The organism is Gordonia sp. DT218, assembly GCF_049847105.1.
Taxonomy (GTDB): Bacteria; Actinomycetota; Actinomycetes; order Mycobacteriales; family Mycobacteriaceae; genus Gordonia.
In genome coordinates this window covers 105,070-125,921 of the sequence record NZ_JBNCNS010000005.1, presented here as the reverse complement: position 1 = coordinate 125,921, position 20,852 = coordinate 105,070, and the positions used below count along the sequence as shown (strand labels likewise).

The 20,852-nt window shown below is 66.0% G+C and carries 23 protein-coding genes and 1 pseudogene; 16 read left to right on the top strand and 8 right to left on the bottom strand.

Annotated elements, in window-relative coordinates; translation table 11 throughout:
• The first annotated feature begins 14 nt into the window (after nt 1-14).
• The 10 genes from ACPXCG_RS18825 (at nt 15) to ACPXCG_RS18780 (ending at nt 4,538) form a co-directional block, all read left to right on the top strand.
• Complete coding sequence (locus ACPXCG_RS18825) at nt 15-296, top strand: WhiB family transcriptional regulator (protein WP_425793992.1); 282 nt, start codon at nt 15-17, stop codon at nt 294-296.
• 68 nt (nt 297-364) lie between these two features.
• On the top strand, nt 365-883 hold the full coding sequence (locus ACPXCG_RS18820) for a hypothetical protein (protein ID WP_425793606.1): 519 nt from the start codon (nt 365-367) through the stop codon (nt 881-883).
• Entirely contained in the window at nt 880-1,239 is a 360-nt protein-coding gene (locus tag ACPXCG_RS18815; RefSeq protein WP_425793605.1) for a hypothetical protein, read from the top strand. Before ACPXCG_RS18820 ends, ACPXCG_RS18815 begins: the two co-directional genes overlap by 4 nt.
• A 150-nt stretch (nt 1,240-1,389) precedes the next feature.
• Entirely contained in the window at nt 1,390-1,710 is a 321-nt protein-coding gene (locus ACPXCG_RS18810) for a YegP family protein (protein WP_425793604.1), read from the top strand.
• Nucleotides 1,710-2,471, top strand: a complete 762-nt coding sequence (locus ACPXCG_RS18805; RefSeq protein ID WP_425793603.1) for a hypothetical protein — start codon at nt 1,710-1,712, stop codon at nt 2,469-2,471. Before ACPXCG_RS18810 ends, ACPXCG_RS18805 begins: the two co-directional genes overlap by 1 nt.
• Complete coding sequence (locus ACPXCG_RS18800) at nt 2,468-2,815, top strand: hypothetical protein (RefSeq protein WP_425793602.1); 348 nt, start codon at nt 2,468-2,470, stop codon at nt 2,813-2,815. Before ACPXCG_RS18805 ends, ACPXCG_RS18800 begins: the two co-directional genes overlap by 4 nt.
• Nucleotides 2,805-3,110 (top strand): hypothetical protein, encoded by a 306-nt coding sequence (locus tag ACPXCG_RS18795; RefSeq protein WP_425793601.1) that lies wholly within the window; start codon nt 2,805-2,807, stop codon nt 3,108-3,110. The genes ACPXCG_RS18800 and ACPXCG_RS18795 overlap by 11 nt, the downstream gene beginning before the upstream one ends.
• Nucleotides 3,107-3,313 carry a hypothetical protein gene (locus ACPXCG_RS18790; protein WP_425793599.1) on the top strand — a complete coding sequence of 69 codons (207 nt, stop codon included), beginning with the start codon at nt 3,107-3,109 and terminating at the stop codon, nt 3,311-3,313. The genes ACPXCG_RS18795 and ACPXCG_RS18790 overlap by 4 nt, the downstream gene beginning before the upstream one ends.
• A 145-nt stretch (nt 3,314-3,458) precedes the next feature.
• Entirely contained in the window at nt 3,459-3,830 is a 372-nt protein-coding gene (locus tag ACPXCG_RS18785) for a hypothetical protein (protein WP_425793598.1), read from the top strand.
• A gap of 111 nt (nt 3,831-3,941) precedes the next feature.
• Entirely contained in the window at nt 3,942-4,538 is a 597-nt protein-coding gene (locus ACPXCG_RS18780) for a DNA cytosine methyltransferase (RefSeq protein ID WP_425793597.1), read from the top strand.
• Between the two features lie 259 nt (nt 4,539-4,797).
• Here the strand turns inward: ACPXCG_RS18780 and ACPXCG_RS18775 are convergent, their stop codons facing one another.
• Nucleotides 4,798-6,009: a tyrosine-type recombinase/integrase gene (locus ACPXCG_RS18775; RefSeq protein ID WP_425793596.1), complete on the bottom strand. Its 1,212-nt coding sequence runs from the start codon at nt 6,007-6,009 to the stop codon at nt 4,798-4,800.
• A 757-nt stretch (nt 6,010-6,766) separates the two neighbouring features.
• Here ACPXCG_RS18775 and ACPXCG_RS18770 point away from each other — a divergent pair.
• Together ACPXCG_RS18770 and ACPXCG_RS18765 are read left to right on the top strand one after the other, a co-directional pair.
• On the top strand, nt 6,767-7,945 hold the full coding sequence (locus ACPXCG_RS18770) for a lipase family protein (RefSeq protein ID WP_425793991.1): 1,179 nt from the start codon (nt 6,767-6,769) through the stop codon (nt 7,943-7,945).
• A 298-nt stretch (nt 7,946-8,243) separates the two neighbouring features.
• Nucleotides 8,244-8,951, top strand: a complete 708-nt coding sequence (locus ACPXCG_RS18765) for a L,D-transpeptidase (RefSeq protein ID WP_425793595.1) — start codon at nt 8,244-8,246, stop codon at nt 8,949-8,951.
• Between the two features lie 213 nt (nt 8,952-9,164).
• On the opposite strand, the pseudogene ACPXCG_RS18760 reads toward ACPXCG_RS18765, so the two are convergent.
• A pseudogene (locus tag ACPXCG_RS18760) lies at nt 9,165-9,754 on the bottom strand (Si-specific NAD(P)(+) transhydrogenase); the annotation flags it as partial.
• A 104-nt stretch (nt 9,755-9,858) separates the two neighbouring features.
• Nucleotides 9,859-10,794, bottom strand: a complete 936-nt coding sequence (locus tag ACPXCG_RS18755; protein ID WP_425793594.1) for a PE-PPE domain-containing protein — start codon at nt 10,792-10,794, stop codon at nt 9,859-9,861.
• A 165-nt stretch (nt 10,795-10,959) separates the two neighbouring features.
• Here ACPXCG_RS18755 and ACPXCG_RS18750 point away from each other — a divergent pair, with 165 nt between their 5' ends.
• Nucleotides 10,960-11,094 (top strand): hypothetical protein, encoded by a 135-nt coding sequence (locus ACPXCG_RS18750; RefSeq protein ID WP_425793593.1) that lies wholly within the window; start codon nt 10,960-10,962, stop codon nt 11,092-11,094.
• 7 nt (nt 11,095-11,101) lie between these two features.
• On the opposite strand, the gene ACPXCG_RS18745 is transcribed toward ACPXCG_RS18750, so the two are convergent.
• Complete coding sequence (locus ACPXCG_RS18745) at nt 11,102-11,920, bottom strand: Fpg/Nei family DNA glycosylase (protein WP_425793591.1); 819 nt, start codon at nt 11,918-11,920, stop codon at nt 11,102-11,104.
• Nucleotides 11,921-11,949: 29 nt separating this feature from the next.
• Complete coding sequence (locus tag ACPXCG_RS18740; RefSeq protein ID WP_425793589.1) at nt 11,950-12,426, bottom strand: ribose-5-phosphate isomerase; 477 nt, start codon at nt 12,424-12,426, stop codon at nt 11,950-11,952.
• Between the two features lie 22 nt (nt 12,427-12,448).
• Between ACPXCG_RS18740 and ACPXCG_RS18735 the strand changes: the two genes are divergently transcribed.
• Nucleotides 12,449-13,477: a M48 family metallopeptidase gene (locus ACPXCG_RS18735; RefSeq protein ID WP_425793588.1), complete on the top strand. Its 1,029-nt coding sequence runs from the start codon at nt 12,449-12,451 to the stop codon at nt 13,475-13,477.
• A gap of 36 nt (nt 13,478-13,513) precedes the next feature.
• Here the strand turns inward: ACPXCG_RS18735 and ACPXCG_RS18730 are convergent, their stop codons facing one another.
• Nucleotides 13,514-14,146: a DsbA family protein gene (locus ACPXCG_RS18730; protein WP_425793587.1), complete on the bottom strand. Its 633-nt coding sequence runs from the start codon at nt 14,144-14,146 to the stop codon at nt 13,514-13,516.
• A gap of 122 nt (nt 14,147-14,268) precedes the next feature.
• Between ACPXCG_RS18730 and pepN the strand changes: the two genes are divergently transcribed.
• Complete coding sequence (gene pepN / locus ACPXCG_RS18725; protein ID WP_425793586.1) at nt 14,269-16,854, top strand: aminopeptidase N; 2,586 nt, start codon at nt 14,269-14,271, stop codon at nt 16,852-16,854.
• A 42-nt stretch (nt 16,855-16,896) separates the two neighbouring features.
• Here pepN and ACPXCG_RS18720 read toward each other — a convergent pair whose 3' ends face one another.
• Both ACPXCG_RS18720 and ACPXCG_RS18715 read right to left on the bottom strand, forming a co-directional pair.
• Nucleotides 16,897-17,592 carry a response regulator gene (locus ACPXCG_RS18720; RefSeq protein ID WP_425793585.1) on the bottom strand — a complete coding sequence of 232 codons (696 nt, stop codon included), beginning with the start codon at nt 17,590-17,592 and terminating at the stop codon, nt 16,897-16,899.
• On the bottom strand, nt 17,589-19,196 hold the full coding sequence (locus ACPXCG_RS18715) for a sensor histidine kinase (RefSeq protein ID WP_425793584.1): 1,608 nt from the start codon (nt 19,194-19,196) through the stop codon (nt 17,589-17,591). The genes ACPXCG_RS18720 and ACPXCG_RS18715 overlap by 4 nt, the downstream gene beginning before the upstream one ends.
• 143 nt (nt 19,197-19,339) lie before the next feature.
• Between ACPXCG_RS18715 and ACPXCG_RS18710 the strand changes: the two genes are divergently transcribed.
• Entirely contained in the window at nt 19,340-20,776 is a 1,437-nt protein-coding gene (locus ACPXCG_RS18710) for a cation:dicarboxylate symporter family transporter (protein WP_425793583.1), read from the top strand.
• Nucleotides 20,777-20,852 lie beyond the last annotated feature (76 nt).

Genomic DNA, 20,852 nt, shown 5'->3' with positions numbered 1-20,852 from the left:
TACGCGGGACGGGTATGACGCGGTCGCGGGAAGCACAGTCCACCGACTTTTTCGCCTCACTCGCCGACCAGCCGGAGTGGATGCGGTACGGGCCGTGTGCATCCACCGATCCGGAAGCGTTCTTCCCGGAGAAGGGGGAGTCGACACGCGCCGCGAAAGCTGTGTGCGCGCGATGCGATTTCAGAGACCAGTGCTTGCAGTTTGCGTTGGACAACGGTGAACGGTTCGGGGTGTGGGGCGGCTTGTCGGAGCGGGAGCGCCGCGACCTGCGCCGCGAACTGCCGGAGGCGTCATGACAAGCAATAAGGGCGGCAGACCCCCATCAACGCACTGCCGCAACGGCCACCCGAAAACACCGGACAACGTGTACGTCATCAACAAGGTCAGTGCAGGTCATGTCGAGTACCGATGCAAAATCTGCTGTGCGGATGAAGCGCGGCAGCGGCGGGCGCGAAAGCGTCAGGGGCTGACCTCGCAGCCGAAGACGCACTGCCGCAACGGGCACGAGTACACACCGGAGAACACCCGCATCTTGGCGAACGGGGATCGCCGCTGCTGCACCTGTGCGCGGGCTGCGAATCGGCGAGCGTACACGCCGCAGGAAACGGTTGTGCCGATCCGCATTCCGGAACGCCGCACAGGGTGGCGCGACAACATTGTGTGCGGCGGCCGGGACGAGTGGTTGTCGGAAGATCCGATGACGCAAACCCGTGCTGCCCGCGAGTGTCGTCGATGCCCGGGGTTGGTGGATTGCGCGATCTGGACGTTGGGTCAGGAGTATCCGCAGGGTGTGTGTGCTGGCGAGGTGTTCGGGGATCGCTGGTCGGCGGGGAAGCGTCGCCGCCTGGAGGCGATTGTTGCGCGCGCCGAGGTGGCGTCATGAGGTACACGGGTTTCACCCCGGCGGTGAAAGACCTCATCCTTGCCCGCTCATCCGGCATGTGCGAAGTGATGGTCGACGGCATCTGCTCCATGCACGGCGAACAGTTCCATCACCGCCGGCCACGGGGTGCTGGGGGGACACGCCGCATCGACACCAACCACGCGTCGAACGGTTTGTACATCTGCGGGTTGTGTCATCTGCACATTGAGACGAATCGTCGTGAGGCGAAGGCGTTGGGCTGGTTGGTGTCTCAGTGGGGGAGGCCGGTGGAGGAGCCGGTGTTGTGGCGTGGCCGTCAACGCTGGTTGGACGACGATGGCGGGTTTGAGCCTCCGGCGGTGGCTGATGTCGGCTGATATTCCTCGCCCGTATTTGGAGTGGGACAGCATCTTCCGGGTGTGCCCGGAGTGTGGGGCCAGGGATGGGGAGCTGTGCACCAATCCGATCAATGGTGAGCCGAAAAGACTTCCGTGTGTGGCACGGACCAGAGACGAAGGAGACGAACAGTGATTGATTTCGAGAATCCGCCGACGATGGCAGCGGACTGCAGAGGCACGATCGAGGTGTACCCGGCTGGCCTGGACTGGCGGTGGCGGTGCAAGTCGAAGAACGGGCAGATCCTCGGCAGCGGTGAGGGATACAGCCGCAAGGCTGGTGCGCTCAACGCCATCGAAGCCCAGTACGAACTGCGCCTGGCCACAACCGACGGGTTGACGGACGCTCTGCTCGACAGCTCCGGCGACATCGCGGCGTACCTCGTTGTGCCGTGGCGGATCGTCGTCCGTGACCGCGCCGGCCAGGTCGCCAAGATCGGGGCGCTGTACTGATGCCTGACAAGCCGATGATCTTGGCGACCACCATGACGGACGGGTATGGGCGTGAGTACACGCTGGTGGATGCGCGTCTCCTCGCGCAGGCTCGTGCGGAGATTGCTGGGAAGGATGCGGGTTTGGATCGGTTGGCGAAGCAGGCCGACCGGTACATGGGGGAGCGGGATGCTCTGACCGCCCAGCGTGATGCGGATGCCGCCACCATCGCAGAACTACGGGACGTCGCCGCATGGCTGTTCGCCGAGCAGGCCTGGTGGCGCGACGAGTGGATGTCCGAGGCCTGGAATCACCTTTCCGAGATGCAGGAGACGCGGCGCATTCTCGGCGCGCACCCCGAGGCGGAATGCCATACGCCGGACGCTGCTCGTCGTGTGGTGGCCGAACGAGACGAAGCACGTAGTGACCGCGATTCTTGGTACCGCCGCGCGATGCAGGCGGAGGACGAACTCCCCACCACTGATGCCACCAACCCCACACCCGAGCACTATCGGTTCGCCCTGGAAGTGGTGGACAAGTACCCGCACAAGGCCAGCCTCGCCGAGGCTGCGGAAGTTGTGGGAGCCCTCCGCGCCGAGGCTGATCGTCTTGAGCAGTCCGCTACCCGAGACAGCGAAGCCGAGAAGGTCATCGAGGAGGCGGCACGCACGGCAGCGGATGTGTACAGGAAAGCGTCATGGGGATACAACGCCTTCGAGGAGATCGCACAAGCCCTCCACGCACGCGGTCTCCTCGCTCTCGACAACAAGGGGCAAGCATGAGTGACACACCAGAACAGGTCATCGCCAGCGTGTTACCGGGAGTCCGTCAGGAGGGCGCGAAAGACGCCACTGCGCATGCGATCGTGCGCGAACTCCGACGCGAGGGCTACGAAATCGTGAAGCTGCCCGAGCCGAACGAGCGTGGTCGGTGGGCGTCGACTCGCTCGCACAGCGATCCCGGCTACCTCAACTGGTCCGTGGGCGTCAACGGATCGGTTCCATTCGCGTCCGCACGTCGCGGCAACGGCGAGGAGTCGAAGGCTGCCGAGGACCACGCGGCGTTCGCCGCCGCTCTCCTCGCTGCTGCCCGTCACGCCGAGTCGGGAGGCAACCATGGCGAGTGACCCTGCTGTGGAAGCGGCACAACGAGCGTGGCGCGACCGCTACTACGCGCATGACGCAAACGAGGATGTGGCGACTTGGTCGTGGTTGCGGGATGTGGAATCGAACGGTCCCGCAGTCCTGGCCGTCGCCGCTGCCCGTGAGGCTCTGGCGCCACTGCACCCTCTCATCGAGTCGGCGCGGCAATGGAAGGCCTACGAGTCTCAAGACTGCGGCGACGTGTACGCGGCAGGACCCGTTGACGACCTCCTCTATGACCTATCCCGTCTCATCTACCCGAGCGAGGAACTGTCATGAGTGACATCGAAACCCGTGCCCGCGCGTGGCTGACGGAGGCCGACCGATACGACAGCACGAGCACGGTCATCACGGACGGCGCCAATCGTGCTGTTCACCTGTTCAAGCTCAGCGAAGAGGTCGCGCACCCGATCATGCTGCCCGCCGAAGCGATCGAGTTTCACAGGGGTCTCGCCCGCATCCTTGATCGGAGTGCATCGTGAGCGCCTGCCCCCTGACCGGAAACCCCGACCGCTGCATCTGCGATGAGCCACACGACTTCGACCCGAAAGCCGTCAACCACTCGGTGTGTGAGTGTGGCCGACCGTACGAAGCTCCGCAGCATCATGCCGCCGCTGGGGGTGTGTCGTGAAGTCCCTCACCGAGGTCATAGCAGAACACCGCATGGGAATGGGCATGACGTTCTATCGCGACGGCACATGCAAGCTCCCCACGTGTGCCTGTGGCGAGTCGATGCATCCGAATTCCTACGCCGCTCATGTGTCTTCTGTGTGGGAGGAAGAACGCACCATACGGACAGTCGAGGAGTTGGATGCGCTGCCGGTCGGTGCTGTGGTGCAGGAACTTCCCGCCGAGCACACGTGGATTCGGCACAGCACGGCATGGCACTGCTCATGTGACGGCACCGATGTTGAGTGGTCTACCGCCGAGGTTGTCCACGAGGCGACCTGCCGACCTGAGGACCGTCTCATCGTGCTCTATCTACCCGAGGAGGCGTGATGCGTCGTCTTGCCGCCCTCCTCGCCCTCACTGCCGCTGCTGTGGTGTCCGCCATTGTGTGGATCGCCCGCTGGGGCTGGTACCCCGCATAACCCCAGAAGGACAATGCACATGACATTCACCGATTTGCAGGCCACCTCGTGGGGGTTCACCGATCCCGGTTACGGGCTCACCATGGCTGACCTGTTCGCCGGCCTCGGCGGCTCATCCACCGGCGCCATCCAGAGACCCGGCATCAAACTCGTCGTCGCCGCTAACCACTGGCAGCTGGCCATCGACTCACACTCGGCCAACCACCCCGACGCCGAACACGTCTGCGCCGACATCAGCCAATACGAACCACGACTGTTCCCGCACACCGACCTGCTATGGGCATCGCCGTCATGCACGAAACACTCGGTCGCCCAAGGCAAAAAGCGCGCCGACAAACAACCCGACCTGTTCGGCGAAACCCTGCCCGACGAGGCCGCCGAACGCTCCCGCGCCACCATGTGGGACGTAGTGCGGTTCGCCGAATACCACGCCTACGAAGCCGTCATCGTCGAGAACGTCGTCGAAGTCACCTCCTGGCCGCCCTACCGTGCATGGCTCGCCGCGATGGACTCACTCGGCTACGAGCACCAGGTGATCCACAACTACGGGATCTCACGCAATGTATCCGTCTGCCCGGACAGGTCGTTACCCGACTTCGACCCGACTGGCGGGTAAGAGTCTTTGGTCCCCTATGCGTCACCCGATGCCCTTCCGGTAGTCGGCTCAGCCTCTTAGCGTCGATAACTACCAGCCTGTCGGACGGCCGACCATACGGAATCCCCTATTCGCTGTGTGCAATCGGATTCAGGTTGGTGTGTCTGGACGGGTGTCAGGCGTTGCGACGTGCACCGATCTGACTACGGCCGTTCCCGTACCCTCTGGTATGTAATCGACTTGTGACACAACACAATTCGGATGCAACGTTACCGACGAGTCAGTCCAGCTTCAGCATCGAATCCAACTGCGACAGAGCTTCGCGCGTCAGCGTCTGATCGACATGGGCGTAGTTGCGGGCCATCGCCGCGCTACTGTGCCCCAGAATCGCCATCCGGATCGCCTCAGGCACCCCACCCTGCTGCAGCAGAGTCGCGACCGTATGCCGCGCCGAATGCAACGTCAGGTCCGCGACGCCGGCCGCCGCGAGCGTCTCATGCCAGCGCGTCGAGTCATCGATCTTCCGGTACGGTCTCCCACCTTCCCGCGTCCACACCAATCCTCTCCCCGACGTGTTGCCGCGGTGCTGCTCGAGCGCCGCCTGCAACGGTGCGACCATCGGCACCACACGCCGCGATCCGCCAGTCTTCGGCGGGATCAGGCAGCCGGTACGCCAAATCGGGCGGAAGTCGAATCCCGGATCCACATCGAACATGTCGCGCGGATACAGCGTCCGGTCGTCGGACAGGCGCCCGTACTTCTCCCGCAGTCGCAGCCACTGCAGCGTCCACGAGTAGTCGACCAGGCCGCGGTCGAAGTCCACACGATCCCACTCGAGGCCGAGACACTCGGCCTGGCGGGCGCCGGTGAACAGGGCCAGACACCAGCGGGCCGTCAGGTCCGGGTCGCCGACCTCGACGAGGTGGGCGAGGAGCCGTTTCACGTCGTCGAGTTCGTGGGAGCCACGCGACTCACGCAAAGCCTTCGGCGGCGACACCCGCTCGCACGGATTGTCACGGATGAGGCCATCGTTCTTCGCCGCGGTGAGCGCCTTCGACAACGTCCAGTAGGCGTTGAGCGCCGACCCGGTCGACCGATCCTTCGCGATGCCGTCGCACATGCCGCGCACATCGCGGGGAGTGAGCTTGCCGAGTTTCTTCGTCCCGATCCTCGGCACGATCTGGGCGCGCACCGTCGACTGGTAGGTGGCCCTCGTCGTCGGCTTCACGTCGCGGATGACGATGGTGTCGAGCCACTCGGTGAGCCACTTCTCGACTGTCGTCCGGTCGGTGACCGGAGCCATGCCGTCTTCGACGTCGCGGCGCAGCTTCCGCAGCTTCTGCATGGCCGTCTCGTAGTCCATGGAGGTGACCTCTCGGCGGCGTCGTTTCCCGTCCCGAGTGGGTAGGTCGACTGATCCGATCCAGAGGCCGTTGGCGCGTTGGTAGAGCGCGCCGTCCCCGGCCGGTCGCCGTCGCCGCTTTGTCGCCATACCCCCACCTCTTCCTGTGGCTGTACAGCCACGCATTACAGCCAACGTGTACGTATTCATGAACCATCATAGCCGGACGGTAGCTAGTCTACCTGCGGTAATAGGTTCAGGACATGCGCCGATTCTACCAGTTCCCTAATCTTCCAAACTAGCTACGCGGGTTCGATTCCCGTCACCCGCTCCACACGAACCGAAACGGCGATCCCGCACGCTTTCGGGCCTGCTCGAGACCGTTCCTCGCGCTGTGATATAGGCCACATCCGGCGTAGGGTTGGGCCATGTCATCCAGCCATTCGAAGAGCCCACGCAAGTGCCCGAGTTGCGGTGCACATCTGTATGTCCGCAAGGACGTCACGCATTCCGACTCCGGCCCGGGACGGGTCGACGTGATGCTCGTATGCCGTGATGAGTCCTGTTCCGAACCGGCTCGTCACCTGCGGACCGAACACCCGCAGCCGGCCTGACGACCCGATCGCACCAGCACCGGCGTCGCCGGCTCTCGGCATGCCAACCAACCATCCGTCCGAACCAAATATCTCAACGCGCGTTGGCATTCATCACTCATGTGTCGCACCATTAGGACGAACGACGGACACCACCGTGGGGGTCGGGGGACGTCGAAGGACAGCCGATCCTGGAATTCAGCCCTGGGGGACACATGCTCTTGCCCGACCACCGAACGCACACGACGCCGCGGCCACCACGCCGGACGACGGCCATTCGACGCAGACTCGTCGCCGCCGCGGCGGCGCTGTCGATGATCGCCGGCGGCATCATCGCCGGCACTCCGACCGCGGCCGCCGACGACGTCGCGATGCCGACACCGCTGCCCGACAGCTTCTACTCGATCCCGAAGAACATCGGGAAGTATGCGCCGGGTGACGTCATCTCGGTGCGCGGGCGACCCAATCCGCCTGCGTTCTTCGACGTCCGGACCTATCAGATCAAGTTCCGTTCCTCGGACAGCCAGGGCAAGCCGATCTCGGCCGTGACCACCCTGCTGGTGCCCACCAAGAAGCGCGTCAATGGACCGCTCCTGTCGTTCCAGCACATCATCAATGCGACCGGCCTCGAATGCGCACCGTCGCAAGCACTCTGGACCCAGGACCCTAATCTCGCGATCCGGGAGGCCCCGGCTCTGAACGTGGCCCTGCAGCGTGGCTGGACCATCGCCATTCCCGACCACCTCGGACCGCGCAGTGCTTACGGGGCGGCCAAACTCGGCGGCCAGATCACCTTGGACGGCATCCGCGCGGTGCAACGATTCGGACCCGCGCAGGTGGCCAAGAGCCGGGTCGGCATGGCCGGCTACTCCGGTGGCGGGATGGCCACCGCGTGGGCGGCCGCCCTCGCACCGAAGTACGCGCCCGACCTGAACATCGTCGGTGCCGCCTATGGTGGCGTGCCGATGAACCTGATCAAGATGGCCGAGGGGCTGGGCTACAACAACCCGCATCCGGCCTTCGGCCTGGCGTTCGCCGCAGCCATCGGCGTCGCGCGGGAGTATCCCGATCAGATCCCGATGATGAAGTACCTGTCGCCGCTCGGCAGGCAGATGTATCAGGGCATGCGCAACGCCTGCACAAACGACATCCTGCGCCTCGGCGCCGGGCACGACGCCCAGCAGGTGACCATCGGCGGCCGCGCGATCTTCGACAACAAGGACGCGCGCCGGGTCGTCGAGGAGAACAGCCTGTCGCTCTATCCCGGAATCCCGCGCGTTCCCATCTTCGAATGGCACAGCCCGACCGATGTCCTCATCCCCGTGTCATCGATCGACTACACGATCAACCGGTACTGCCGGGCCGGCGCTCGCGTTCAGCGACTGCTGACGCCGTCGCCCGATCATCTGTCGGCCGCGGTCATCGGTCTGCTCCCCGCGTTCCAGTACCTCACCGACCGCTTCAACGGGGCTCCGGCTCCCAGTAGCTGCTGACCGATCGTCGCGCGGGGTCACCCGGGGCCGCTCGGGTCACCCTTCCGCGAACTGTTGCCGTCGGGTCGCGGCCACGTAACTGCACGACGCGGAGGTGACCTGCCAGGATGTGACGGTTGTCACCCTGACCTGGTCACCTGCCCCGGTCACCACGCTGTTCACGGAAACGCCCCGTCCGTCGGGCGGTATTGGTGGAATGTTCGACGTTTCGGCTTTGGCCCGATGACAACGTTTGTGTAACGATGGTTGAGCGCTCCGGGGGAAGCGCTTCAGTAACTCGAACTGCAAAGGTCTCTCCGTGTTGACATCGAAGCCTTCACGTCGCGCTCGTCGCGGCCTGACACAACGTGCGATCGCCATCGTGATCGGTGCGCTCGCCGTCGTGCTCGCCCTGCCGATTGCCGCAAGCGCCGCGCCGACGACCATCACACCGGTCCCGGGGCTGCCTCCGCTGACGATCCCGGACGTCCCCGGTGCCCCGCAGATCCCGGGTGCACCGTCGACGCCGAAGAGCACCCCGAAGCCGAAGCCGGCCCCCACGACGCCGGAGCAGCCCAAGGGCCCGGCCATCCCGGGGGTGAAGACCTCGACCGGCTGGATCGCACTCGCCGACGATGCCTCGCACCAGATCACCTGGTGGCACAACGGCAACCAGGTCAAGACCATGCCGATCTCGATGGGGACGAACGATCATCCGACCCCGAACGGCGTGTACCACACCAAGGAGAAGTACCGCGACATGTACATGGACTCGTCCACGTACGGTGTGCCGGTCGATTCCGCCGAGGGGTACCGCACGTATGTCGAGTACGCGACCCGCATGTCGTGGGACGGAATCTTCATCCACGCGGCGCCTTGGTCGGTCTCGCAGCAGGGCCGCAGCAACGCGAGCCACGGGTGCATCAACGTGAGCACCGAGAACGGCAAATGGGTGTTCAACACCATCCCGCGTGACACTCCGATCGTCGTGCGCGGCACCGTCGGTCCGAAGTACACCGGCGACTGAGTACACCGGCGACTGAGTACACCGCCAGATCGCGAAGAACGTGGGAAGGGCCCGGTCCATGCGGACCGGGCCCTTCTCGTCGCGATGGACATCCACGGCGGCCCGGCGCGCGGCCTCCGAGCGCCGGGCCGACCCCTGGCCCCCGACGGCCGGGCCCGCCTCCAGATCCAGGTGCTGCCCCGCCGACCGCACCCGGGCGATCGCCCGCATCGTCACCCCGAGCAGTGTCCGGTCCTCGGCGTGCACGAGGAGCTTGAGCAGACCGTAGGAATCGCCCATGATCGCGCCGCGGGCGAGGTCCCGATAGCGTGCGACCCCCACCTCGAACGGGATGTTGGCCGTGGTGAGCTGATCTTCGGTCTTGCCGACGAAACTGATCTCCAGGATCGCGTAGATGCCGATCGGCTGGAGATCCCGGCGGTGGCGCCGACCGGCTCGTCGAAGGCGTGATAGGCGGCACGGCGGCTCACGCCGTCGAACTCGACACTTGCCCGCCGCGCCGGTCTGGACCCTACGGCGATCACGAAATGGTCGGCGCCGGCACGGCTGAGATCGCCGGTCGCGTCCTCGATCGCGATTTCGTGCGGATCCACGAAATGTGCGCTGCCGATCAGCATCCGAACCGAGTTCCGGGCGAGTCGGCTCTGGATGACGTCGATCTCCTTGCCGACGACGTGCATGGTGCGGGCCGCCAGATCGGTGACGGTGATGTCCGACTTCAACCGGTACGACTGCCCGTACAGCTCACGCTGATTCAGACCGGTCAGATAGAGAACCGCCTCACGTAGCGTCTTCGACGGGACCAAGTCTCACCCCTGATCCGGAGCGGCACGGCTCGAGAAGCACAGTGTTCGACGGGATTCAACACCGCGGAATCTTCGGCGCGGACGGATCGGGCGCGACGCGCTCAGGCAGCGAACTCGACCTCGTCCCACTCTGCCGAGCATCCGATGTCCGAGAACGTCGCGCACACCTGCAACCAGGCGGCGAGCGCCTCGCATCCGGTGGTGTCGGGGTCCGTCCACGATCCGCGCCGGTACGGCTCACGGGCATAGGACGTGTGCCGGCCACCCCGGCGATTGCGGAGCACCAGACCGCGCCAGGTGATGGTCCCGGGTAGGTAGCCGAGTACCTCCCGGACCGCCGACCAGAGCCGCCCGACGTCGCGGAAAAACTGCGCCGGCCCCGGCGAGGTCCGATCGGCATTCTGGAAAGAATTGTGCCGCAGTATGTTCCAAATCTGGGTCAGCCAGGAACGGACTCGGCTCACACTGAAATCTGCCGTGAGATCGGCGACGTCGCGGAGAAAGGAGTCCGCTGCCGCGTTGCAGATCATGTCGTCCGGCGTACCCACCCAATGAGCAGGCACCGTGGCCGGCAGCGCCGGTCCCGGGCCGGCGACACCCCATCCCGCACAGCCCGCCACCACGCCGGGTGGCTGATGGGGGTCGGCGACGAATCCGACCGCCAGCACGCGCTCGAGCACCGGGTCTCCGGCCTCGCCCAGTTCGTGCAGCGCCGCCCGGATCACCACGGCGCCTTGCGAGTAACCGATCAAGGCAATGGGCCCCTCGGTCTGCCGCAGGGCCGCATGGAGCGCTCGAGTACCGATGTCGAGACTCCGCTGATAGCTGATCCCACCGATGTGCGGTGCGGGGCCGTAGCTGGCGGGGTATCCGATCCATCGAGAGTCGAAACGATCGTCGAGGCCTGCGGTGACGCCACGCAGCATGCCGGTCACGTCACGTCGACGGTCGCCGTGGAAAGACTCCCCGGTGCCGCCCACGGCAAGCACGGTCACCTGCCGGTGCAGCCGTGACCCGATCTCAGAGAACCCGCCCATCACCCCATCGTGCGCTGTCCCGGTGTGAAATTCCGTGGCCGAGCCTGAGGGTTCCCTGTGATTCGCCCGCCGACGTAAGGCACATCACCCCAGGTCAGATTGATTAACCTGGCTGTAACACGGACAATGGGATACGAAGCACCGCAAATTCAGGAGTTGTTCCCCATGTCCTTCGCACGTCTCCGTGCCCGTTTTCAGCCCTTCTCGCAGCGCAAGCTCTACGACGACATCTATGCGCTCGCCAGTCGCAACCAGCGCGACGAACTCCTGGTGATGGCGCAGCGCGCCGAATCCCGCTGACCGACCCTCACCGCTGACAGACGGGACACCAGTACAGATTTCGACCGTCGAGTTCGGCGACACGCACCGTGGTCCCACAGATGCGACACGGCTCCCCGGCACGGCGATACACATATGTGCGCGGGCGATCGGCCGCATACGACGGCGCCCCGTGGTCATTCTCGGGCCGAACCACGTGCATACGTCCGCGGCGAACCCCGATCCGCATCAGGGCCACGAGATCTGCCCACAGTCCGTCGAACTCGTCGGCATCGATCCGGCGACTCTCGCGATACGGGTCGATGCCCGCGCGGAACAAGACCTCCGCCCGATAGACGTTCCCCACGCCCGCGATCACACGCTGGTCCATCAACATCGCACCGATCGATCGGCGCGACCGGCCGATGGCGTCCCACGCACGTGTCGGGTCGGCGTCGGTCCGCAGCGGATCGGGGCCCAGCCGGGCGATCAGGGCATCCAGATCGGCCGGGGTGAACAGTTCGCACGCCGTCGGTCCGCGCAGATCCGTCCCCACCTCGGGACCCTCGATCCGCATCCGGACCTGACCGACCGGATCGTCCATCGGCACCGCAGCCTCGGTGAACGCACCGTAGAGACCGAGATGGACGTGGATCATCCGCCGTCCGGCCCGCGCCCTTCCCTCGATCGGCCGAAAATGCTGGACGAGGTGCTTACCCCACGCCTCCGCCTTGGCGAACACCAGACCGTCGACGGCGGCGGCACCGTCGACGAAGCGGCCCTGCGGGCTGGTGACATGAACCGGTGACCCGCCGAACACACGCTGTTGCCGGCGCGCCAGTCGGTGGAGGGTGTGACCTTCGGGCATGACTCACCCACGACCCGGAGCGGGTCGCCTCAGCTCTGGCCCGGCAGGGCCGGCGCCTCGCCGGTGCGCTCGTAGTCGGCGAGGATGTCGATCCGCCGCTGGTGACGAGCCTCATCCGACCACGGCGTCGCGATGAAGGCATCCACGATCGCGAGGGCCTCCGCCGTGCTGTGCATCCGGCCGCCGATCCCGATGAGCTGCGCGTTGTTGTGCTGCCGCGCCAGCTGAGCGGTCTCGGTGCTCCACGCCAGGGCGCACCGGGCACCGGGCACCTTGTTCGCGGCGATCTGCTCGCCGTTTCCACTGCCGCCCAAGACGATTCCCAGACTGCCCGGATCCGCCACGGTGCGACGTGCGGCCTCGATGCAGAACGCCGGATAGTCGTCCTGCGCGTCGTAGGTGAGCGCACCGCAATCGACGACCTCGTGGCCGTTGGCCGCCAGATGTTCGGCGATCGCGTTCTTCAATTCGAATCCGGCATGGTCGGCACCGAGGTAGACACGCATGGCGTCACTATAGATTGGTCGGGTGGACGCACAATCGCCGATACCCAATGTTCCCGGTGTCTCGGAATCGCGCGCGGACGCCGACCGTGACCGGACCGCAGCGCCTGAGGAGACCGGACCGGGCGCCTACTGGCTGCCGCCTGCCCAATATGCACTGCGGCCACGCCTGCATCCGTGGGAGATCCCGATGCTCGTGCTGATCGTCGCGATCACGCTCATCGGTTACCTCGTGATCGTCTGGCTGGTGGTTCTCGGCCAGTTCAGCGAGTACTTCCTCGCGCTCCTGGCCGCTCCCCTGGTCCTCCTGCTGATTCGTGGGGTGACCTACGCGCAACCCCGGGTGAACGGTGTGCAGATGACGCCGACGCAATTCCCCGAGGGCTACCGGATCGTGGTCGAGGCGGCCGCCCGCTACGGACTCGAGTACGTGCCCGATGCCTATGTGGTGCTCGGCAATGGCATGATCAACGCCTTCGCCTCCGGACACGGCTTCCGGCGGTACGTGGTGGTCTACTCGGACCTCTTCGAGGTGGGTGGTCGCGCGCGCGATCCGGAAGCGCTCGAGTTCATCATCGGCCACGAGGTCGGTCACATCGCCGCGGGCCACACCTCCTATTGGCGGCAGCTGGCGACCGTGGTGGGGATGAACATCCCGCTGATCGGCGCGGCATTGTCGCGGGCGCAGGAGTACACCGCCGACAACTACGGGTACTACACCAAACCCCGAGGGGTGCCCGGGGCGATGGGGGTGCTGTCGGCCGGCAAATACATGTTGTCGGCGGTGGATTTCGACCAGTTCGCCGACCGGGCGACCCACGAACGCGGATTCTTCACCTGGGCGGTGAACGCACTGGCCTCACACCCCGTGCTCACCTGGCGGGCGGCGGCGCTGCGCGACCGCACCCGCGCCGGAGCGATGTTGTTCCGTCCCAAGGCCATCGTGCGCGGCGTCGGCAGCGGTAACGTCGTCCCGGTTCCGCCACCTCCGCACCCGGCGGCCGTCGCACCGGGCACGCTCCCCAACGGACTGGAGATGCCGCCCAAGCTCTGAGCCGGTGCGGCGCCACCGCACCGGCCCGGCCGGGAATCAGTCGAACTCGGGGGCCTCGTCGCGACTGCGCTTCAGTTCGAAGAAGTGCGGGTAGGACGCGAGCGCGACAGCGCCGTCCCAGACGGTCCCCGCGGTCTCGCCGCGCGGGATACGTGAGAGCACCGGCCCGAAGAACGCGACGCCGTTCACATGGATGGTCGGGGTTCCGACGTCGTCGCCGACCTTGTCCATGCCCTCGTGATGGCTCGTCCGGATCCACTCGTCGAACTCCTCCGAGACGGCAGCGTCCGCCAGCGACGGGTCCAGGTCGAGTTCGGCCAGTGACTCGCTGATCACCTGGTCGAAGTCCTTGATGCCCTTGTTGTGGATCCGCGTACCCATCGCTTCGTACAGCGGCGCCAGGATCTCGTCACCCTTCTGCGCCCACGCCGCGGCGACCACCCGGACCGGACGCCACGCCTGCTTGAGACCTTCCCGGTAATCCTCGGGGATGTCCTTGCCCTCATTCAGCACCGCCAGGCTCATGACGTGGAAGTTGACGTCGATGGACCGGACCTTCTCGGCCTCCAGAATCCACCGCGAGGTGATCCAGCACCACGGGCACAGAGGGTCGAACCAGAAGTCCACCCGATCCTGTTCCTGCTGACCTGTCTGTGTCTCTGCTGCCATCGACCTGACCTTCCGCGTGTGTCGTGGGTATACCTCTTCGCAAACTACAACCAGATTCCCGGACGCTCATTCCCGTTAAGCTGGCCCACGGACCACGATTCGAGAGGCGGACTGACCCGACTGTGACTGCTCCCAACCTGACCCGCGACCAAGCCCGCGAACGCGCCGCGACCATCGACGTCGGCAATTATGCGATCGACCTCGACCTCACCGACGGCAACGGAGGCCCGGGGGTCGACACCTTCCGATCGGTGACCACCGTGACGTTCACGGCCACCCCGGGGGCCGAGACCTTCATCGACCTCGTCGCACCGTCGCTCACCTCGGCGACCCTCAACGGCACCGACCTCGACGTGTCCGGCTTCGACGAGTCGGTGGGCATCTCACTCCCATCGCTGGCCGCCGAGAACACCCTCACCGTCGTCGCCGACTGTGCGTACTCCAACACCGGTGAGGGCCTGCACCGCTTCGTCGACCCGACCGACGATTCGGTCTACCTGTATTCCCAGTTCGAGACGGCCGACGCCAAGCGCATGTTCGCCTGTTTCGACCAGCCGGACCTGAAGGCCACCTACACGCTGACGGTCACCGCACCCGAGGACTGGAAAGTGATCTCGAACGCCGCGGTGGTGAACACCGTCGCCGCCGAACCGGGACTCCACCGATTCCGGGCGACCCCGCTGCTGAGCACGTATCTCGTCGCCCTGATCGCCGGCCCCTACGCGGAGTGGACCGACAGCTACACCGACGACCACGGCACAATTCCGCTCGGGATCTATTGCCGCGCATCGCTTGCCGAACACATGGACGCCGACCGACTGTTCACCGAGACCAAACAGGGCTTCGGCTTCTACCATCAGAACTTCGGCATCCCCTATGCCTTCGGCAAGTACGATCAGCTCTTCGTGCCGGAGTTCAACGCAGGCGCGATGGAGAACGCCGGCGCGGTGACCTTCCTCGAGGACTACGTGTTCCGTTCGCGGGTCACCAAGTACCTCTACGAGCGTCGCGCGGAGACCGTCCTGCACGAGATGGCCCACATGTGGTTCGGCGATCTCGTCACCATGCAGTGGTGGGATGACCTGTGGCTCAACGAATCCTTCGCCACTTTCGCGTCCGTCCTGTCCCAGTCGGAGGCCACCGAGTACAAGAACGCGTGGACCACGTTCGCGAACGTCGAGAAATCCTGGGCGTATCGGCAGGATCAGTTGCCGTCCACCCACCCGGTCGCCGCCGACATCCCCGACATCGCCGCCGTCGAGGTCAACTTCGACGGCATCACCTACGCCAAGGGTGCGTCGGTGCTCAAGCAACTGGTCGCCTATGTCGGGCTCGAGGACTTCCTGGCCGGTCTGCGCGATTACTTCGAGGCCCACAAGTTCGGCAATGCATCGTTCTCCGATCTCCTCGCCGCACTGGAGAAGTCATCCGGACGCGACCTGTCCGACTGGGGATCCCAGTGGCTCAAGACCACCGGTATCAACGTGATGCGTCCCGACTTCGAGCTCGACGCCGACGGGAAGTTCACCCGGTTCACGATCGTCCAGGACGGCGCACAACCAGGCGCCGGTGAGACCCGCGTCCACCGCATGAAGGTCGGCGTCTACGGCGACAACGGTTCCGGGACCCTCGAGCGCGTCCACAGCGCCGAACTCGACGTCGAGGGTGAACGGACCGACGTCGTCGAGCTCGTCGGGGTGGCCCGTGGCGCCCTCGTGCTGCTCAACGACGACGATCTCACCTACGCATCGGTCCGGCTGGACTCGGAGTCACTGGCCACCGCGACCGCCCGGATCGGCGACATCGCCGACCCGATGCCGCGCACCCTCGTGTGGTCGGCGGCGTGGGAGATGACCCGGCAGGCCGAGATGGCGGCCCGCGAGTTCGCCGAGCTGGTGCAGCGCGGGATCGCCTCCGAATCGGAGATCGGTGTGGTGCAACGAGTCCTGATGCAGGCGACCAGCGCAATCGAGGCCTATGCAGATCCAGCATGGGTGTCGGCGACGGGCCGCCCGGGTTTCAGCGCCCGACTGCTCGAGCTCGCGCGAGGCTCCGAACCCGGCTCCGATCACCAGCTCGCCTTCGTGAACACCTGGCTCGCCGGCAAGCTCAACGACGATCAGATCCCGGCCGTCCGCGGTCTGCTCGACGGCGACGATCCGACGTCACACGGACTCGCCGGTCTCGTGGTGGACACCGACATGCGCTGGAAGTTGGTGCGCGCACTGGCCTCGGCCGGCGCGATCGACACGGACCCGGCGAGCTCGCCGGTGATCGACGCCGAGGCTGGACGCGACAACACGGCCACCGGTCAGCGCCAGGCGGCCGCCGCACGGGCATCTCGACCACTGGCCGAGGCCAAGGCCGACGCCTGGGCTCAGGCTGTCGGGGACGACTCGCTCTCGAATGTCTACACCCGAACCATGATCGAGGGCTTCGCACGGGCGGGCCAGGGCGACCTGCTGCAGCCGTATGTGGCCAAGTATTTCGAGGCGATCCCCGACATCTGGGCTCGTCGGTCGAGCGAAGTGGCGCAAACGGTTGTCGTGGGCCTCTATCCGCACTGGGCGATCAATGCCGAGGGGATCGCCGCCGCCGACGAATTCCTGTCCGCCGATCATCCGCCGGCGCTGAAGCGACTGATCTCCGAGGGGCGTGACACCGTCGCGCGGTCGCTGCGCGCACGGGAGTTCGACGCACAGCAGTGAGTGCCCGGGGTCCGGCGGCACCGCCGTCGGACCCCGCCTCGCTCATCGGCTTCGCCAGCGATACCGGACCTGAGGGCGACCCGTGTTGCCGTATTCGGTGGTGCGCTCGACCGTGCCGTCGTCGGCCAGCCGTTCCAGATATCGCCACGCGGTGACGCGCGAACTCCCCAGCACCGCTGCGACCTCCGACGCGGTGCGGCCGCCGTCGCTGTCCCGGACCGCACGCCCGACGGCGTCCTCGGTGTCCGGGGCGGCCCCTTTCTTCGCGGTCCGCCGCGTATCCGAGGTGCGCAGTTCGGCAAGAGCACGGTCGACGTCGCGCTGACTCACCGCGTCGTTGCCGGCGGTGAGGGCACCTCGATAGTTGAGGTATTGCCGGATCTTCTCGCCGAAGGCGGCAAAGGTGAAGGGCTTCAGGAGATACAGCAGGACGCCATGCGACATCGCGCTGCGCACGGTGGCAAGGTCCCGTTGCGCGGTGATCGCGATGACATCCGGGCCCGGCCGCACGCCCGACAGCGCAGAGGCGAGGTCGACCCCACGCGCATCGGGCAGCCCCAGATCGAGCAGGACCAGATCGATCGGCTCCGAAGTCTCCGCGGCCCCGGTCGCGACCCGCATCGCCTGCTGCGCCGTCGTGACCGACGCCACGATCTCGAATCCGCCCAAGCGGGAAAGATATTCGCGATGCGCCTCGGCGATGAGGGGTTCGTCCTCGACGATCAGTACACGGATCATCGGGCGACGTCCCCCTCGATACCGGCGCGCACCTCGTCGACATCGACACGAGCGTTGCGTTCGGGTGCGGACAACATCACCGTCACGACCGACGCATAGGTGTTCGCCGCGCGCAGGATTCCGCGATGCCGATCGACCACCTGGGCGACGAGCGCCAGTCCCAACCCGCGTCCGAGGGCATCGCCACCCGCCTTGGTCGAGTACCCGCGGGTCTGTGCACGATCGAACTCGCCGGGATCCATCCCGGGTCCGCTGTCGGCGACGACGACCTCGAGATGCTCGGGGTCCCCGACGATCGTCACCTCCACCCAGGGGTCGGCGGGATCACACGCGTCGATCGCGTTGTCGATGAGGTTGCCCACGACGGTGATCATCTCACCGACGGTCAGCAGTTCCGTCGCATCGTCACCGAACTGCGAATCCTCCGTGAGCGTCAACGAGATACCGCGCTCGGCGGCCTCTGCCGACTTCCCCAGCAGCAGAGCAGCCAATGCCGGCTCCGCGACCGCTTCGGTCATCCGATCGATCAATTGTTGCGACAACTGCATCTCGGTCGTCGCCATCAGCGCGGCCTCCTCGCTGCGGCCCGTCTCGATCATCGCAACCACAGTGTGCAAGCGATTCGCGGATTCGTGCAGCTGCGACCGCAGTGCCTCGGCGAACCTGGTCATCGAGTCGAGTTCGCCCATGGCCTCGGCCAATTCGGTGCGGTCCCGGATCGTGACGACCGCGGAGGTGGCGTCGGTCGGCACCGGCGACCGGCTGACCATCAGTGTCCGGCCCCGTTCGGCGTAGAGCACATCGACCAACGGTTCGTCGCCCGTGACGAGGAATGCCGGCAGGTCGACCTCGCCGTTGTGCCCGCCGCCCAGCAGCCGCCGAGCCTCGTCGTTGACGAGTGCGGGGTGGCCGTGCTCGGTCACCACCAGCCCTTCCCGAACGGCATGGAGCACCGCGTCGTGGTGCTCGTACATGAGCCGGAGTTCGGACGGTGCCAGCCCACCGGTCTGCCGGAGGAGTCTGCGACGGATCAGCCAGAGACCCAACCCGGCCGTCACGAGCGCCGCGAGCGCGATCGCGGCGATCAGCGGCAGTTGCGCAAGCCACGCCGCGGTGAGCGACTGCTGGGTGATCCCCGCTGCGACCAGCCCGACGATCCGCCCGTCGGGGGCACGAACCGGCGCGACCGTCCGGACCGACGGTCCGAGCGTGCCGGTGTAGGTCTCGGTGTGGACCTCGCCCCGGAGCGCCTCGGTCGTGGAGCCGATGTACTTCTGTCCGATGAGCACGGGATTGGTGTGCGTGTAGCGGGTGCGGTCTGTCCCCATGATCGTGATGAAGGCGATGTCCGTCGCCTTCCGCACCTGTTCGGTCACCGGTTGCAGCGTCGCTGCGGGGTCAGGCGACATCAGTGCGCGCGACGTCGACGGTGAGTCGGCGAGACTGACCGCGATCGCCGTCACCTCGTCCCGGGCGGCGCGATCACCATCGACGCGGGCATCGACCGCCGCGAGCACGCTACCGGCGACGACGATGACGGCGACCAGCATCAGCAGCCAGGCAACCGCCTGACCAGCGAGAGTCCGGGGAATTGCTCGATACATCGGCCACCTCCGCCCGGGATTCGTCGGTTTCGTCCGGTGAACGAAACGAACTCAATCGTGACCCGTGTCACGCATTCATCCCACAATCCATACACGGACGGTGACCGCGCGGTCCATGACGCGGCGACGACGAGAGGAATCCGATGAATCTGCGTTCACGACCTAACGAGCCGGGCGACGAGCCCGCTCCCCCGGTGTCCACCACTGACCGGCCGGCGCTCAAGAAGCGCGATCGCACGCATTGGCTCTACATCGCCGTGATCGTCGCGGTCGTGGCCGGCGTCGTCGTCGGGCTCGTCGCACCGCAGGCCGGCAAGGACCTCGCGTTCTTGGGCACCATGTTCGTGAGCCTGATCAAGATGATGATCGCGCCGGTGATCTTCTGCACCATCGTCCTCGGCATCGGGTCGGTGCGGAAGGCAGCGACCGTCGGCAAGGTCGGCGGACTGGCATTCGGGTATTTCCTGGTGATGTCGACCGTCGCGCTGGCGATCGGCCTCGTCGTCGGCAACCTGATCAAGCCCGGCGAGGGTCTCAACATCACGACGACCGCGGGTAAGGGCGCCGAACTGGCAACGGAGGCACACGAATCCGGTGGAACCCTCGACTTCGTCGAGGGCATCATCCCCACCTCGATGGTGTCCGCGCTGACCGAGGGCAATGTGTTGCAGGCGCTGTTCGTCGCTCTGCTCGTGGGATTCGCCATCCAGGCCATGGGCCGCACCGGCGAGCCGATCCTGACCGCGGTGTCGTACTTCCAGAAGCTCGTCTTCAAGGTCTTGTCGATGATCCTGTGGGTGGCACCGATCGGCGCGTTCGGTGCGATCGCCAACGTCGTCGGCCAGACGGGGTGGGCCGCGGTCCAGCAACTGCTGATCCTGATGCTGGCGTTCTACATCACCTGCGTGCTGTTCGTGTTCGGTGTCCTCGGCGTCCTGCTGCGGACCGTCGCGAGCGTGTCCATCTTCCGACTGGTCCGCTACCTGGCCCGTGAGTACCTGTTGATCTTCGCCACTTCGTCGTCGGAGTCCGCCCTCCCGCGCCTGATCGCGAAGATGGAGCACCTTGGCGTGGAGAAGGCCACCGTGGGTGTGGTGGTACCCACCGGATATTCGTTCAATCTCGACGGCACGGCCATCTATCTCACGATGGCCTCGATCTTCATCGCCGATGCCATGGGTGACCCGCTGTCGATCGGCGAACAGATCGGTCTGCTGGCCTTCATGATCATCGCGTCGAAGGGCGCGGCCGGCGTCAGCGGTGCAGGGTTGGCCACACTGGCCGGCGGTTTGCAGGCCCATCGACCCGAGATGCTCGACGGCGTGGGACTCATCGTCGGGATCGACCGGTTCATGTCCGAGGCCCGCGCGGTGACCAACTTCTCCGGCAACGCGGTCGCGACGCTGCTGGTCGGCTCGTGGACGGGGACCGTCGACAAGGCCAGGGTCGACACCGTCCTCAGCGGAGGTGCACCGTTCAACGAGTCCGACATGGTCGACGACGAACCGGTGGACCGTCGCTCGGGCGACGACGAGGAGCGGACATCGGCACGATCGGATCGCGCACTGACGGACCACTGACCACGGACCTCCACAGGGAAAACGAGGCGGGGGGGGGGGGGGCCGGGAGGGGGCGGGGCGGCGCGGGGGGGGTGGT

Excerpts from the sequence above, each read along its gene's own strand:
- ACPXCG_RS18825 (WP_425793992.1), top strand. The coding sequence starts at position 15 with ATGACGCGGTCGCGGGAAGCACAGTCCACCGACTTTTTCGCCTCACTC.
- ACPXCG_RS18815 (WP_425793605.1), top strand. The coding sequence starts at position 880 with ATGAGGTACACGGGTTTCACCCCGGCGGTGAAAGACCTCATCCTTGCC.
- ACPXCG_RS18805 (WP_425793603.1), top strand. The coding sequence starts at position 1,710 with ATGCCTGACAAGCCGATGATCTTGGCGACCACCATGACGGACGGGTAT.
- ACPXCG_RS18800 (WP_425793602.1), top strand. The coding sequence starts at position 2,468 with ATGAGTGACACACCAGAACAGGTCATCGCCAGCGTGTTACCGGGAGTC.
- ACPXCG_RS18795 (WP_425793601.1), top strand. The coding sequence starts at position 2,805 with ATGGCGAGTGACCCTGCTGTGGAAGCGGCACAACGAGCGTGGCGCGAC.
- ACPXCG_RS18790 (WP_425793599.1), top strand. The coding sequence starts at position 3,107 with ATGAGTGACATCGAAACCCGTGCCCGCGCGTGGCTGACGGAGGCCGAC.
- ACPXCG_RS18780 (WP_425793597.1), top strand. The coding sequence starts at position 3,942 with ATGACATTCACCGATTTGCAGGCCACCTCGTGGGGGTTCACCGATCCC.
- ACPXCG_RS18775 (WP_425793596.1), bottom strand. The coding sequence starts at position 6,009 with ATGGCGACAAAGCGGCGACGGCGACCGGCCGGGGACGGCGCGCTCTAC.
- ACPXCG_RS18770 (WP_425793991.1), top strand. The coding sequence starts at position 6,767 with ATGATCGCCGGCGGCATCATCGCCGGCACTCCGACCGCGGCCGCCGAC.
- ACPXCG_RS18755 (WP_425793594.1), bottom strand. The coding sequence starts at position 10,794 with ATGGGCGGGTTCTCTGAGATCGGGTCACGGCTGCACCGGCAGGTGACC.
- ACPXCG_RS18750 (WP_425793593.1), top strand. The coding sequence starts at position 10,960 with ATGTCCTTCGCACGTCTCCGTGCCCGTTTTCAGCCCTTCTCGCAGCGC.
- ACPXCG_RS18745 (WP_425793591.1), bottom strand. The coding sequence starts at position 11,920 with ATGCCCGAAGGTCACACCCTCCACCGACTGGCGCGCCGGCAACAGCGT.
- ACPXCG_RS18740 (WP_425793589.1), bottom strand. The coding sequence starts at position 12,426 with ATGCGTGTCTACCTCGGTGCCGACCATGCCGGATTCGAATTGAAGAAC.
- ACPXCG_RS18730 (WP_425793587.1), bottom strand. The coding sequence starts at position 14,146 with ATGGCAGCAGAGACACAGACAGGTCAGCAGGAACAGGATCGGGTGGAC.
- ACPXCG_RS18720 (WP_425793585.1), bottom strand. The coding sequence starts at position 17,592 with ATGATCCGTGTACTGATCGTCGAGGACGAACCCCTCATCGCCGAGGCG.
- ACPXCG_RS18715 (WP_425793584.1), bottom strand. The coding sequence starts at position 19,196 with ATGTATCGAGCAATTCCCCGGACTCTCGCTGGTCAGGCGGTTGCCTGG.
- ACPXCG_RS18710 (WP_425793583.1), top strand. The coding sequence starts at position 19,340 with ATGAATCTGCGTTCACGACCTAACGAGCCGGGCGACGAGCCCGCTCCC.